This window comes from Acinetobacter sp. ANC 4216 (assembly GCF_004331195.1).
GTDB lineage: Bacteria > Pseudomonadota > Gammaproteobacteria > Pseudomonadales > Moraxellaceae > Acinetobacter > Acinetobacter kookii.
The window spans coordinates 74,354-88,755 of the sequence record NZ_SJOC01000003.1 but is presented as its reverse complement, the minus strand read 5'-3'; the positions used below and the strand labels follow the sequence as shown (position 1 = coordinate 88,755).

Below are 14,402 nucleotides of genomic sequence, written 5' to 3'. Positions count from 1 at the left end.
CTGCTCAGTCCTAGCATATCATTGTTTGATGTGATGAAGATGACTCATGACAAAAGTCTAAAGATATAAGTAGCGGTAATTTTTACAATTAAGGAAAAAGAATGTCCATTTGGATGGCAATGCTGATTGGTGCGTGTATTGGCGTGGTGCTCACCACCATGATTTTAAGCAACACCCGTAATGGACGCGTCAAGGCAGAGTATGAGCAGTACATTGCGGAACTGGAACTGGAGCATCAGCAGGCTCTGGCCCATGCGCAAAAACGCAGCGTCAATACCAGTCGTGCGGTGCTAAAAGGCAAAATGGCCGAGCAGCTGGCACCGATTATGCCCCAGTTTCAGTATTTACCCAGTGATGCCAAATTTCTGGGCGATCCGGTGGATTATGTGGTTTTCGATGGCTATACCGACCTGCGGGATGGCGAGGGAAGTCCCGAAGATATCGAGGTGGTACTGATTGATATTAAAAGTGGCGGTGCACGCCTGACTAAGGGGCAACAGGCGATTGCCCAGGCCGTTCGGGAAGGGCGGGTACGTTTTGAAACGGTGCGCATCGATTTTGATGATTAACACCGTGATGATGACTGCATGAGGTTGAATTCAACATCACTAGAGATCTTTGATAAGTCAAACAATATTCAATTTGAAAAACTTGCAGTCATTGAAAACAATTGATGAAAGAAGTCTATTGTTTTTGAGCGCGTGCAAACAACATGCGCTGGGCAATTTTAGGAATACCAGCCGCATCCAGATAATGTTTTTCTGTAAAGCTGAAATGTGCATCCAGCAAGGCCTGTTCAATATTGCGGTTCAGATGGCAGCCATCGGCAAGGCGTTTTTGAACGGGCGTCAGCAGGTTTTGCAGATGTTGCAGTGCCGGGCGGTCAGACAGTACATGTTCGACCAGATGCAAGGTTCCGCCAGGCTTGAGCACGCGATGCAATTCTGCCAGGGCCTGATCCAGATGTTCAATACTGCAAAGTGTCCAGGTACTGACGATATGATCGATACTATTGTCGGCAAAAGGCAGCTTTTCTGCACTGGCCTGAACGTGCTGCACATGAATGGCACTTTCGTGCACGCGTTTAATCGCCAGCTGATAAATATCGGCATTCGGTTCCAGTGCGTAGAGCGTATCGACATTTTGATAAAAAGGCAGATTCACTCCGGTACCAAAGCCAATTTCCAGCACTTCGCCTGCAATGGGGAGTAGTAGTTCGCGACGCTGATCCATGAGGCTGGGTGTTTGCATTACCTGATTGAGCAAATGCGGAAAAATGTGTTGCTGGTAAAATTTATAAATCATTGTCACTTAATTTTTCTTACTTTATATCATTTTAGTTTAACCAATCTTCTGTTCAGGGAATAAGACAAAAAAGTGACTGAACATATCTATATTGTTACCAAGTCCATATAGTTATTTAAGGTGACTGACTTAAAATTAATTTAGAAATCAATAAATTTGTTAGGGGCATAAAGATGATCAGGTCAATATTATTCAGTACTTTATTTGCAGCGAGCATGTTGCAAGTGAGTGCCAGTGCCTCGGTTGACTATAATATTGCCAAAGGTCTGGCTCCGGTATCTAAACAACAGTCCATCAGAACGCTGCAAGCCTTTAAAGGGGATTTTCGTATTTTAGGCTCGAAAACCTATACCAGTGATGAACAGGCCAAGTTTTCGCCCATTGACTATGCGGTGAGTTGGGGGCTGTTTGCCGAGCCTGAAATTGCACGGCATATCTCGGTCAACCAATATGACCGCTATTTAAACTGGAAGATTGACCGCTTACCCGTTCCTGCCGAGCAGGCCATGCAGATGGTGTCGAATATGCACATCATTCCTGCCAACCCTCAAATTGCCAAGCAGATTAAACATGTCAAACGCGGTGATTTGGTACGTCTGAAAGGCGAGCTGGTGGAAATTAAAGACAAAAATCTGGTCTGGACTTCATCTTTAACCCCAACCGATACGGGTGATGGCGCGTGTGAGCTATTTCGTGTCAGTTCAATCGAATGGATTGAACGGGTTAAAGGTTAATTCGTTTCCCTAAGAAGAGAGTTAAGAGTAAGTTGATGAAAGTTTTAGGGTTATGTTTTGCCGCAATAATGGGATTTGGCATGCTGGGGTGTAGTAGCGTGAGTCCAACGGTTGATGGCAAAACTCATGTCTATTCCTTAAAGCAGCAATGTCCAGCTTTACTGGAAATGAGTGTGGGGCAAACCCTGGAATTAACGTTGCCAGAGAATCCGGCTACAGGTTATATCTGGCAAGTGGCCGAGCCGCAGAACATCTTAAAAGTCGAAGAAATTTATCGGCAAGATCAAGGGGAAAGCCAACCGCCGATGGTGGGTATGGGTGGACAAAAACAGTTTATATTTACTGCACTGCAACCCGGTGAAGAATGGATTCACGTGAAACATGGCCGATCATGGGAACAGAATCTGGTTGATGAGTGGCGTTGTCGGGTCAGAATTTCCTGATTTAATTTTTTTAGATTACTTTTATGAAAAGGGATATTTATTGATTTTCTAAATCTCTCCCGACCTCCCTTTTTCTAAGGGAGGAGTAAAAGGCCCGCTTGATTAAAGCGGGCCTTTTATATTCTAAAATATATATAAATAACTTATTTCGCTGTTAATGCCTGACCATCAAACTGAATGCCATCCCAGCCATTTTGCATAAACTGGCGAATGTTCTGGTGGTCTGTGGCTTCAGGGGTCGCTAATACCGCTGCATAATGTTCAGCAAATAAACTGAGCGTTTGTGCCTGATCTAGACCATTAAGTTGGGCAAAAGAAAATACTTTGGCACTGCCTTGGTTTTCGGTTGCAGCATTGGCCTGTTTGCCGTTTTGAAATGCTGTCGGGGTATGCTGATAACGGGCATCAATATATGCAATCACGTCTGCAAATTTGATTTCACCTGCCTGAAGCTGTGCCAATAAATCCTGAGCCATAATTTCCTCAATTCATAGAAAACAGTTTAAAAACATCGAGACTATAACAATTTTTAGGGCAGCATTTCATTACTATTTCAGTTCATTTGTAGGGTATAGTGGACCCAGAATTTACACAGTCCTGATCTTTGATTTGATAAAAATGGAACGGATATGAATTGGCTACTGGTGGCTTTAGGGGGAGCGGTGGGCGCAAGTTTGCGCTATGGGGCAGGGATATTGCTATTTAAACCCACGAGCGGATTTCCATGGACCACCTGGTGGGTGAATATCTTTGGTTGCCTGCTTGCCGGTATTTTCTTTGCTTATAGTCAGAAATTTCCCGTTTTGCAAAATGAAGCACGTCTGTTTCTGATGGTCGGCATTTTAGGCGGTTTTACCACTTTTTCCAGTTTTGGTCTGGAAACCTTCCAGTTATTAAAACATGGTCAAACCACACTGGCTTTGGGCTATATGATTTCCAGCGTAATGATGGGAATTCTGGTTTTGACGCTCGGTTTTTACCTGTTTCAGTGGCTGCTACACAGCAGATAAATTGAATAGTGAGAATAAACATAAAAAAGAAGCCCAGGCTGGAGAAGAGTGCTTGGGCTTTTCAAGTCTTAAGATTAGCGTTGAAATCTTAAAACAATATGAAGTTAATGTGAGCGTTTGAAACGTGCGAAACGTTTGTTGAAACTTGCCACACGACCTTCATTGCTGGTTTGACGTTGTTCACCGGTATAAAACGGATGAGAGGCGCTGGAAATATCCAGAGTGACATAAGGATAAGTCTGGCCTTCATATTCACGGGTCTGGGTCGGCTTTAAGGTACTGCCAATCACAAAATAGACATCCGCATTGGTGTCGTGGAACAGGACTTGTTGATAATCTGGGTGAATACCTGGGCGCATACATTTCTCCATCGTATATTTTAAATTTAAAGAAATGTTATAACATAACAATTGCAAGGTCAAATAAAACCCGGTAACGATTGGTTAACCGGGTTTATTATTGGTAATCAGACGCGAGGTGGCACCAGCTCTTCGAATAAATCATTCAGGTTATCATGGACCTTTAAATGGATTAAATTCCAGTAATGTCCGGAAACCGTGCGGTTGACCATCAAGGTATCCGGTGAAGGCTTAAACACATCCCAATATTTTAATGACGGTTTGAGCAGCTCGACACCATCATGATGGGCCGAGTTTTCGGCAAAATCGTAATGGGTGATCAGCGGACGCATCAACACTTCCAGCCACTGGCGATAGAGGTCTTCAGGAAATTTGCCTTGCATGGTGAGGGAGTGCAGGTCATCCAGTTTCTGTTCCATTTCGGCAATATTACCTTCACGGGCGGCATTAATCAGGGTTTTGAAATTAGAAACAATTTCAGTGGACAGGGTTTTAACACCGCCATAATCGTAAATAATCACCGTACCATCTTCACGGAAAGCAAAGTTGCCCGGATGCGGGTCACAGTGGAAACGTTTCAGATAAAAAATTTCCTGACCAATGGCACGGAACAGACGGCGACCCAGTTCATTACGGATGTCTTGAGACCAGGTACTGGCCGTTTCGATGCTTTCGCCCTGTTCCAGGCTTAAAGTCAGAATATGACGCGAAGAATAGTCTTTATAAACTTGCGGGATAATAATCTTGCTGTCTAAAGTTTCATGGAAGGTACGTGCCACTTCCAGATTCTGCGCTTCAATCTGGTAATTCAGCTCGTTATCCAGACTTTCCTGAATTTCCTTAAATAAGCGGTCCTGCAATTTACGGTCAATTTTCAGTACACCCATCAAACGCAAGGCCAGGCGAACCTGTTTCAGGTCACTTTCACAGGCTTCGTCCACGCCCGGATATTGCACTTTGACCACGACCTGCTGACCGTTCGGCAGGATGGCTTTATGTACCTGCCCAATAGATGCAGCCGCAAAAGGCTGTTCATCGAAGTGTTTAAAGATTTGATTGAGCGGTTTGCCCAGTTCTTTTTCAACTTGTGCTTTAATTTCAGCAAAAGGCATCGCTGGGGCCTGGCGCTGTAACTTGCTGATGGCACGCGCCACTTCAGGCGGGAAGATGTCTTTATACTGGGAAGCAATTTGCCCCACTTTCATGACTGCACCTTTCATTTCGCCCAGGGTGTCAGCAATCTGTAAACCTATATCCTGAAAAAGTTTAGTGCGCGCGGCATTTTTTTGTTCTTCATCGGCATTAAAATTTTTAATCGAGTTTGACACGGTTTTAGTTGCAATACTCGCCGTCATACTGGCAAGTTTCATAAAGCGACGACCGGGGGTCCTAGCCGTTTTTGCCATTCGAAATTCCTCAGGATCATCAGAGATGGGTTTTAATGATCATAGGCGTTAAACTGGATATTGCCTACTTTAAATTGTTAAAAAGCGGCATTTTTAAAGTGGGATCATTCAAAACAAGAACATTTTTAAGTGGATAAATTATTGAAATTTTTATCATTGTTTTTCTATTTATTTTGTATTGATCTCATTCCTTTTCATGGGAAAAGGAATGAGTCTAGACGCTGTTAAGAAGTTCTAAGTCGATGATTGATTCTATATAAACGGGTCAATAACAAGATGCAGGCCACAGTTAAACCGACAATCAGGCCGACCCAGACACCCGCGGCCTGCATGTCGGTAAAGCGCGCCAGATAAACCCCGACCGGAAAGGCGATGACCCAATAGGCAATCATGGTGATCCACATCGGGCCTTTGGTGTCCTGCATACCACGCAGGCAACCCGCTGCACTGACCTGCCAGGCATCCATCAGCTGATAGGCCATGGCAAACAGCAGCAGATACAGCGCGACCTGAGTGACCTCATAATCCGAGGTGTAAATGGCCACAATTTCTGGCCGGAAAAACCAGATCAGTGCCATGGTGGCAAAGGCAAAAACAGTGCCGGTGGCCAAACCCAGATATTGCACCTGATACATCGCCTGCCAGTTTTTTTCCCCATAGTACGTACCTACACGAATGGTCAGCGCAATGGCCAGGGACATCGGAATCATAAATAATTGCGAGGTCACGGACATGGCAATCTGGTGCGCGGCCACCAGGGTTTCGCCCAAAGGGCTAAGTACAATCGCAGCTGTACTGAACAGGCTCACTTCAAAAAAAATGGCCAAGCCAATCGGAAAACCGAGTTTTAAAATGCGCTTGATCCAGTAGGGATTCATTTTTTCAAATGCGGCAAAGGGCTGTGTTTTTTTGTAGGCCGAAGCTTTCAATACATAGCTTGCGAGTGCAATAAACATCAGCCATTGCAAAATCGCCGTGGCAAAACCACAACCGGCCGAACCTAGCTCCGGAATTGGTCCCCAGCCATACATGAAAATAAAGTTCAGCGGCACCAGAACAATTAATGCAATCAGGCTAATGGCGGTCACGGGGCGTGGATGCCCCAGCGCTTCCGAATAGCCACGCAGCGCTGCATACATGGTCACGGCAGGCATGCCCAGGCCAATGGCATGCAGGAACAGGCTGGCTTTGGGCAGCAAGACCTCAGGTACGCCTAAAACAGGCAATAAAAACGGCATGATCTGTAAAATCAGCGCAGCGATGATACCCAGAAGCAATGCAATCCACAGCGATTGCCGTGCAATGCTGGCAATTTTTTCAGGCGTACGTGCACCGTTGGCTTCCGCAACCAAAGGCGTGGTGGCAATCATGATGCCGCTGAACAGCAGCATGACCGGAATCCACAAGCCGACCCCGACAGCAATCGCGGCAAGGTCCACCGGAGACAGACGTCCGGCCATAATGGTATCAATCAGTCCCAGACCGGCCTGGGAAAATTGAGTGACCAAAATCGGAATCATCAAATGAAAAAGCTGTTTTAATTCATAACGGGTCGTTGTAACCGACGATACATGAGACACAAAAATTACTCATCATGTGCTTAGAATAATGAGGTGTTAGCGTTGTAAAGTGAGAAGCACACCAATAAAAATCACTACGCCACCTAACAGACGTTGCCAGTTAACCGGTGTTTTTTCTGTACCCAGTAAACCAAAATGATCCAGAACCATTGAAGTGACCAGTTGACCAAAAATAATCAAACCGGACAGGGTCAAAAAACCGAGTCTGGGCGCGGCATAAATACTGAGGCTAATGGCATACACGCCCAGAAATCCCCCCAACCATAAATACCACGGCAGTTGCACAAAGTTAGCAAAACCGGGTTTTTCTGCTGGCTGAAAAAACACCAATATGGCCAGCAGTATTGTACCAACCAGAAAAGATAAAAGGGCAGCTTGTAAAGGCGAATTTAAATATTCTCTCAACTGGCTATTAATGGCCGTTTGGATGGTGAGCGCGATACCAATCCCCAGTGTCAGCGGGATGAACAACAATAACTGAGCGGATATTTTCATCATTCTAACAATTTAATTCTTTAATAGTTTTTCCTAGTGTACTGATATTCCTGGTGAGATTTTATCAGTGTCCTGATGCAGTCATGTTAAAATATGCATCTTCCCTTATCCGTTTCGAGCTTGTTCCTTGGCTGACCTAAATCCTGCACTGGTTCCTTTATCTTTATACATTCATATGCCGTGGTGTGTGCGTAAATGTCCATACTGTGACTTTAACTCACATGCCGTACCGGATGGAAAACTGTCTTTAGATTTGGAGCAGCAATATTTGCAGGCTTTGGTCGAAGACTTTAAAACCCAGGTCGAATTTGCCCAGGGCCGTCAGATTCATAGTGTGTTTATTGGCGGAGGCACGCCGTCACTGATTTCTGCCAAGGGTTATGAGTGGTTATTTGCGCAGCTTAAAGCGCTTATTCCTTTTGAAGATGACTGTGAAATTACCCTGGAAGCCAACCCCGGAACAGTCGAACATGATCCTTTTTCAGGTTATTTAAAAGCAGGGATTAACCGCCTTTCCATTGGTGTGCAGAGTTTTAATACCGATCAGCTGAAAAAATTGGGGCGTATTCACAGTAATGAGGATGCGATCCATGCCATTCATTTGGCCCGAGAAGCCGGCTTTGAACGTATCAATGTCGACTTGATGCATGGCCTACCGGAACAGACCTTGGAACAGGCTTTGCATGATTTAAAACTGGCGGTAGAAAATGGCGCAACCCATATTTCATGGTATCAGCTGACTATTGAACCCAATACCGTATTTTTCCGCACGCAACCGGTTTTACCGGTGGATGATGTGCTGGAAGATATTCAGGAACAGGGTGAAGCCTATTTAAAAGCCAACGGTTTTGTGAATTATGAAGTCTCGGCGTGGCGCAAAGAAAAACCGTCGGCACATAATTTAAATTACTGGCAATTTGGCGATTATCTGGCCATTGGGGCAGGTGCACACGCTAAAGTGACCCGGCCGGATGGCGTGTACCGTTTCCAGAAAACCCGTTTGCCGAAAGATTATTTGGCCAAAGTTCCGGCTGAGCATCTTCAGTTTAAAAAGATTGAAGATGCAGACATGCCGTTTGAATTTATGATGAATGCGCTGCGGTTAAATGATGGCGTGGCTGCCCAGCTGTATGCTGAACGCACAGGTTTAGACCTGGCGAGTTTGGATGAGCTTTTAGCGTCATTACGTTCACGGAAGTTGATGGTCGAAGATCAAAGCCAGTTGGCTTGTACCGAGCAGGGGCATGTGTTTTTAAACTCGGTGCTGGAAGAATTCCTTTAATATTCAAAAATATTCAAAAATATTCAAAAATATTCAAACTTGATGTCGAAGAAGTTATTTTTAAAATACGGTGAGACAAAAAGTATTCACCAGCCTGGTTTATTGATGCCAGGCTGGTTAAGAAGGTGTGATTCACTCATATATTGATTTGATGCTATTTCATCTTGGCAACAATTTGTTCAGCCATTTGCAAATGTTTGGCCACTGCAGTCCGGGTTTGCGTAAGCATATTTTTTAATTCGGAATTTTTAGCATTGGGTAGCAATTGCTTGTCAATAATCATCAGAACTTTACGATGTACTTTAACCTGGCTCATCATATAGTCTTTATCAACTGCGGATGATTGACTCAGCTTATTCACAATCTTATCGCTGTCATTTTGCAATGAGGTGCTGATATTGCTCCCTTGTGGCGTTAATTTTAGACGAGTTGCCAGGGCCTGGCCTTTTTTCTCATTTGATGAATGTGCATTAATCATCAACTGGGCATACTTGCGGGTTTGATCCATTTTTAGCTTGGGCAAGGCAGTTTTTGACTGCATGATCTCACCGTTATTTGCGGTGCTGACCACCTTGATCACTTGACTGTCTGTTAAACGTTCATGAGCATCGTGCGACATTTTAGAATGCTCTTTGCCCTCATTGGTCGATTGATGTTCCATGGCTATACTTTGAGATGCAGCAAAACTCAATGCACTACTCACTGCAATACAGTGAATCATCTTCTTCATGGTAATTGCTTTCATGTCGGCAACCTTTAAAGTTTATGATTTAAAATTTGCCTTACTAAGATAGGTCCATAACCTGAAAAGCAATGTAAAATTTCAGTGGCTTTGTGAGATAAATATATAAAGCGGTGATTGATTTAAGCAAAGACAAGGGGCGATTAGTATTAAATCATGGTGTTTAGGTGAGGGCTTATTGATTAAACAGGTTCACAAGAGCTTTATCTTTTTACATAACTAACATAAAAAACGATGAGAAAATTTAAAGTTAAATTAATGGGTATGATCCGAGTTTAGCGGATTAATGGAAGATAACCGTTCATCATGATTAATTTTCACAAGTGAAAAAATACTTATAAATATTTAATTTTGATAAATTTTATGTTTTAGGTGTTAATCTTTATCCGGTAAATACGGCCCAAAAATTGGCCGCTATTGCCAATGGTGTAGAGAATATAGAGTTGATGGTTGCGGCTATCTACCGTTAGGCCTTCTGGTTCCCAATACCGGATAGCATGACTGGATGAAGCTTCAAAATGGCCGAGTGTCACCTGATCCATTTTTTGGATGAGTTTTCCCGTGAAGTCATACACATAGATTCGTTTAGGACCTTTGTTCTTATTGCCGCTGAGCAGGTAGATATAGGTTCCATCGGTGCTCAGGCCTTGAAATGCACAGCGATCCTGAGTGAAGCCTGAGTCAATCGGCCATTCATCTTCATACAAGAAACAAAGATCGGTTAATTTTTTCTGGCGAATAAGATCTGACTTAAAAATCCGGATGACATTTCTTTTATGGTTATTGCCGCGTACCAGCAGATATTTTCCGTCGGGAGTGAAGGTTGGCATGGTATTGGTGATCTTGCTGTATCTTTTATCGAACACCTGAATGACTTGAGTATTTATAGGTTCTGCATGAGGCATGTATTGAAATTTCAGGATATACCAACCTTTGTTCGGGATGGCTGAACCAGCAGAAGCAAACATAAAGCTAGTTTGTGGATCGACAGAAATCCCCTGATGACCAATAAGCCGTGAAGGTTTTTGCGCATCCTGTGCCGACCATAAATTCGAGCTGTGAAATTTGAATCGATTAATCACGCCCTGTTCAGGATGACCTTCAACATGCGTGGTATACAACATATTTTGCCTGTGATCGATGGCTAGACCTTGGATAATATGCTGATTTCCCAATCCGGTTCTCAGCAGTGTAATGGGTTCGGCAGCATCCCCCAGGCTGGCAAAATGCGGAGAATCCATTTTTTGTTCAAGATGATGGGTATTTAAAGGCACAGTGACACTGTAGGGCTGATAAAAGCGGGTCAGTATTGAAAATAATTTTTTCATCTAACAAGCCCCCAGATGCTTTTTGATTATTATATGCTTTTGAAAATCCGGTCTGCATTTGAATTATTGTAGCGCATAAAAAAGAGCACCGTAGTGCTCTTTGATTTGGACTTAAACTTTACCGCTTAATAGTCAAAGCTAAAGTGTTCAGGTGCAAGTGACGTCATGGTCTTGGATGGGTTGACCATTGCTTCGGCATGACCTTGACTGCGTGGAAGCAGGCGTTCGAAGTAGAAATCCGCCGTTTTGATTTTCGCTTTGTAGAACTCAGGCACTTCCTGACCTTCACCGGAAGCCAGTTTTGCTGAAGCTACAGCGGCTTGCTGCGCCCAGAAGTAAGCCATCATGACATAACCCGAGAACATCAGGAAATCGACCGAAGCAGATGACACGATGTCACGGTCTTTACGTGCCGCAAGCATGATACGAACCGTGAGTGCATTCCATTGCGCACATAGCTTGGTCAGGTCCCAGGCAAAACGGCGCATGTATTTGTTGCGTGCATGCTGACCGCAGAACTTCAGGATTTCAGCCGTGTAGTCACGAATCACTTTACCTCTAGAGGTTAACAGGACTTTACGGCCAATCAGGTCAAGTGCCTGTACACCGGTGGTTCCTTCGTAAAGGGTCGAGATACGCGAGTCACGAACAATCTGTTCCATGCCCCATTCTTTGATATAACCATGACCGCCATAGACTTGCATACCGTGGTTGGCAGCTTCAAAACCCAATTCAGTCAAGAAACCTTTCAGGATAGGCGTGTAGAAACCCAGATGGTCATCATGCGCTTCATAGGCTGCAGTATCGCCATGCATTAACGCATCCGCCATTTTGTCGGCAATTTGCGCGGCATAATAAATCATTGCACGACCGCCTTCAGCAATCGCTTTTTGAGTCAATAGCATACGGCGTACGTCAGCATGATGAATGATCGCATCCGCCACTTTTTCTGGATCTTTTTTACCTGAAAGGGCACGCATGGACATACGTTCTTTGGCATAAGGAAGGGCGCCCTGGAATGACAGTTCAGCATGCGCAATACCTTGGATTGCAGTACCGATACGTGCCGTGTTCATGAAGGTGAACATGGCATGCAGGCCCTTGTGCGGCTCGCCAATCAGGTAACCCGTTGCATTGTCAAAGTTTAATACCGCAGTAGCTGAAGCACGGATCCCCATTTTGTGTTCGATTGAACCACAAGTTACAGGGTTGCGCTCACCCACGCTACCGTCTGCATTGACCAAGAATTTTGGCACGATGAATAGCGAAATACCTTTGGTTCCTGCAGGCGCATCTGGAAGGCGTGCGAGAACGATGTGAATGATGTTTTCTGTTAAATCGTGTTCACCGGCAGAGATAAAGATTTTCGTACCCGAAATGGCATACGTGCCATCTGCATTTGGTTCCGCCTTGGTTTTCACCTGGCCCAAGTCTGTACCGCATTGTGGTTCGGTAAGACACATCGTGCCTGACCATTCACCGGTGACCAGGTTTGGCATATAGGTATTTTTCTGTTCTTCAGTACCAAACTGAAGAATCGTGTTCATACAGCCGATACTCAGACCTGGGTACATCTGGAATGACCAGTTCGCAGTACCCATCATTTCTGATTTGATCAGGTTTAAAGATTGCGGCAGGTTTTGACCGCCAAATTCTTCAGGGAAAGAAAGACCTTGCCAGCCGCCTTGCACAAATTGGTCATACGCTTCTTTAAAACCTTTTGGTGTTTTGACTTCACCATTTTCAAAGTGGCAGCCTTCTTCATCACCGGATTGGTTAAGTGGAGAAAGTACGTTTTCACAGAAATCTGCCGCACCTTCAAGAATCATGTCTACAGTGTCAGCATCTGCTGCTTCACCATTTGAGAGAGTTTTATAATGTGTTGGGTAATCAAGCACTTCGTTCATTAAGAAACGAATATCGTGCAAAGGGGCTTTATACGCTGGCATAGTGTTAATCCTAATTTAGAAATAGTATTGGATTATCCGAATCGATAATTTGATTATTCACATTGTTGATTAAAATACATTGATGATGCAGCCTGAGAAAAATGTCAGAAAGGCTAATTTAAAATATTATGATTCAGCTTCAAGTCTAAATAATTATATGCTTTTGTACATTTTTTGGGATATGCGACTTTCGATTATTTATGTAAAAATATAATTAAATAAACATGTTATTGTAATTTTTGACATAAAGGCAACGGATTTCCTCTTTTTCTTAGAAGGAAGATGGTTAAATCAGGACAGATGTCATAAAATCCAATGGTGAGCCATTTATACCGATAAAAACTGAAAAGAAGCAGTGATTTACTTCTTTTCAATTATTTGATTCCTACCATTTAAAGAAAATCTTTGAGTTCAGGCTTGACCCCGTTCCAGATCGAAAAAGATTCGATTGCCTGTCCCACCAGCATGCCATAACCTTCGGAAGTCGGAACACCGCGGGCTTTGGCCTGATCTAAAAAGCTGGACGGCTTGCCATAGGCCATTTCATAGGCATGCTTAAACTGTAAAGCTTCAGGTAAAACCAGGGCATCGCCGGTCAAGCTTGCCGAAGTTGCATTAATGACAATGTCGAAGTTGCCTGCCAGATCATTTAATGAAATGGCTTCAAGGGTGGCTTGCGGCACAGCGGGTTTCAAATCGGCCACCAGTTGTTCTGCACGGGCTAAAGTCCGGTTGGCAATGACGATCTTTTTCGCACCTGCCTGTACCAGGGGATAGACGACCCCACGGGTTGCACCGCCTGCACCAATAATCAACAGCTCAGTATCTTCCAGTTTCCAGTCTAGGGCCTTGATGGCATTGACCAGACCCTGGCCATCAGTATTGTCGCCATGCAGCTTGCCATCTTGCATCCAGAGGGTGTTGACTGCCTTGGCAATTTTGGCACGTTCGGTTAATACTGCACAGGCTGCGAAAGCCTGCTCTTTGAAAGGCACCGTCACGTTCAGGCCCATACCGTCCTGAGCAAAGAACGCCTGGATATTGGCTTCAAAACCATCCAGTGGAGCAAGGCGTTTGCTATAGACGAGATCAATACCGGTTTTTTCTGCAAAGGCATGATGCAGTTCTGGAGAGCGTGATTGTTCGATTGGATTGCCAACCACTGCGAATTGTTTGCTCATTTCACAAGGTCCGTGTGCGGAAATGGCATTCAATATACGTGATTTTGTGCCCTGGCTAAAGCCAGCACCACGGGGAAAGTTAAAAAAGAGCAGCAGAAGCTGAAATCGTTTGGCCCCGGCTTTTTCAAATCTAACTGGAAGACGAGAGCCGTTTATCTGGCATCAAGGATTGCAGATGTCGTGGACCTGGTCTTCAAGCCACATGGCTGCAGTAAAAAATAAAGCCAGACCTGCAAATACGGTAAAGCTGATTGACAGGCTGTCCGCAAGGGTATTGTGTGAAAGCAGGGTAATGGTGATTGAACAGATGATCATGGTTACAATCGACCAAAATAAAATCACCTTATGATTTAAGATTGTGTTGAGCATCATTTTCTCCCTCCAGCATGCTTTTTTGTATTTATCCATGCTGATTAAATCTGTATAGGTCATGAATGTAGTCAATCAGTCTAAACGATTTTTGTGACACACTCGTGTCTAGTGCTGTAAGGAAATATGTCCGTTTTCTTGTATTAATGCACTGGTTAAATATCTTGATTATTTTAATGTATTGATTTTAATTATTTAAATATTGAAGTGGTGATTTGG

General features: G+C 44.1%; 16 protein-coding genes. 5 read left to right on the top strand and 11 right to left on the bottom strand.

The features are described 5' to 3' along the window. Nucleotides 1-101: 101 nt before the first annotated feature. Complete coding sequence (locus tag E0H88_RS03145) at nt 102-569, top strand: Holliday junction resolvase-like protein (protein ID WP_131273068.1); 468 nt, start codon at nt 102-104, stop codon at nt 567-569. A gap of 115 nt (nt 570-684) precedes the next feature. Here the strand turns inward: E0H88_RS03145 and E0H88_RS03140 are convergent, their stop codons facing one another. Further along, on the bottom strand, nt 685-1,305 hold the full coding sequence (locus tag E0H88_RS03140) for a class I SAM-dependent methyltransferase (protein WP_131273162.1): 621 nt from the start codon (nt 1,303-1,305) through the stop codon (nt 685-687). Between the two features lie 173 nt (nt 1,306-1,478). On the opposite strand from E0H88_RS03140, the gene E0H88_RS03135 reads away from it, so the two are divergent. Beyond that, entirely contained in the window at nt 1,479-2,039 is a 561-nt protein-coding gene (locus E0H88_RS03135) for a hypothetical protein (RefSeq protein ID WP_131273067.1), read from the top strand. A gap of 35 nt (nt 2,040-2,074) precedes the next feature. Continuing rightward, the gene (locus tag E0H88_RS03130; RefSeq protein ID WP_131273066.1) at nt 2,075-2,482 is read left to right on the top strand and encodes a protease inhibitor I42 family protein; all 408 of its coding nucleotides are present in this window, start codon (nt 2,075-2,077) and stop codon (nt 2,480-2,482) included. Nucleotides 2,483-2,625: 143 nt separating this feature from the next. Here the strand turns inward: E0H88_RS03130 and E0H88_RS03125 are convergent, their stop codons facing one another. Continuing rightward, nucleotides 2,626-2,958 (bottom strand): HopJ type III effector protein, encoded by a 333-nt coding sequence (locus E0H88_RS03125; RefSeq protein ID WP_086198570.1) that lies wholly within the window; start codon nt 2,956-2,958, stop codon nt 2,626-2,628. Between the two features lie 153 nt (nt 2,959-3,111). Here E0H88_RS03125 and crcB point away from each other — a divergent pair, with 153 nt between their 5' ends. Continuing rightward, on the top strand, nt 3,112-3,492 hold the full coding sequence (gene crcB, locus E0H88_RS03120; RefSeq protein ID WP_131273065.1) for a fluoride efflux transporter CrcB: 381 nt from the start codon (nt 3,112-3,114) through the stop codon (nt 3,490-3,492). 104 nt (nt 3,493-3,596) lie between these two features. Here crcB and E0H88_RS03115 read toward each other — a convergent pair whose 3' ends face one another. The 4 genes from E0H88_RS03115 to E0H88_RS03100 form a co-directional block, all read right to left on the bottom strand. Continuing rightward, complete coding sequence (locus tag E0H88_RS03115) at nt 3,597-3,851, bottom strand: type B 50S ribosomal protein L31 (RefSeq protein ID WP_092820145.1); 255 nt, start codon at nt 3,849-3,851, stop codon at nt 3,597-3,599. 107 nt (nt 3,852-3,958) lie between these two features. After that, the gene (locus E0H88_RS03110) at nt 3,959-5,257 is read right to left on the bottom strand and encodes an ABC1 kinase family protein (RefSeq protein ID WP_131273064.1); all 1,299 of its coding nucleotides are present in this window, start codon (nt 5,255-5,257) and stop codon (nt 3,959-3,961) included. Nucleotides 5,258-5,481: 224 nt separating this feature from the next. Then, nucleotides 5,482-6,837 carry an MATE family efflux transporter gene (locus E0H88_RS03105; protein ID WP_131273063.1) on the bottom strand — a complete coding sequence of 452 codons (1,356 nt, stop codon included), beginning with the start codon at nt 6,835-6,837 and terminating at the stop codon, nt 5,482-5,484. 36 nt (nt 6,838-6,873) lie between these two features. Beyond that, nucleotides 6,874-7,335 carry a DMT family transporter gene (locus E0H88_RS03100; RefSeq protein WP_131273062.1) on the bottom strand — a complete coding sequence of 154 codons (462 nt, stop codon included), beginning with the start codon at nt 7,333-7,335 and terminating at the stop codon, nt 6,874-6,876. A 124-nt stretch (nt 7,336-7,459) separates the two neighbouring features. Between E0H88_RS03100 and hemW the strand changes: the two genes are divergently transcribed. Next, nucleotides 7,460-8,614 (top strand): radical SAM family heme chaperone HemW, encoded by a 1,155-nt coding sequence (hemW, locus tag E0H88_RS03095; protein WP_131273061.1) that lies wholly within the window; start codon nt 7,460-7,462, stop codon nt 8,612-8,614. Nucleotides 8,615-8,768: 154 nt separating this feature from the next. Here hemW and E0H88_RS03090 read toward each other — a convergent pair whose 3' ends face one another. From E0H88_RS03090 to E0H88_RS03070, 5 genes are all read right to left on the bottom strand, one after another. After that, a complete protein-coding gene (locus E0H88_RS03090; RefSeq protein ID WP_131273060.1) occupies nt 8,769-9,359 on the bottom strand; it encodes a DUF4142 domain-containing protein in 591 nt (196 codons plus the stop codon). A 365-nt stretch (nt 9,360-9,724) separates the two neighbouring features. Continuing rightward, nucleotides 9,725-10,684, bottom strand: coding sequence for a phage baseplate protein (locus E0H88_RS03085; protein WP_131273059.1), 960 nt, complete (start codon nt 10,682-10,684; stop codon nt 9,725-9,727). A 125-nt stretch (nt 10,685-10,809) separates the two neighbouring features. Then, nucleotides 10,810-12,633 carry an acyl-CoA dehydrogenase C-terminal domain-containing protein gene (locus E0H88_RS03080; RefSeq protein WP_131273058.1) on the bottom strand — a complete coding sequence of 608 codons (1,824 nt, stop codon included), beginning with the start codon at nt 12,631-12,633 and terminating at the stop codon, nt 10,810-10,812. Between the two features lie 392 nt (nt 12,634-13,025). After that, a complete protein-coding gene (aroE, locus tag E0H88_RS03075) occupies nt 13,026-13,814 on the bottom strand; it encodes a shikimate dehydrogenase (protein ID WP_131273057.1) in 789 nt (262 codons plus the stop codon). A 162-nt stretch (nt 13,815-13,976) separates the two neighbouring features. Beyond that, on the bottom strand, nt 13,977-14,186 hold the full coding sequence (locus tag E0H88_RS03070; protein WP_252151976.1) for a hypothetical protein: 210 nt from the start codon (nt 14,184-14,186) through the stop codon (nt 13,977-13,979). Nucleotides 14,187-14,402: the final 216 nt, after the last annotated feature.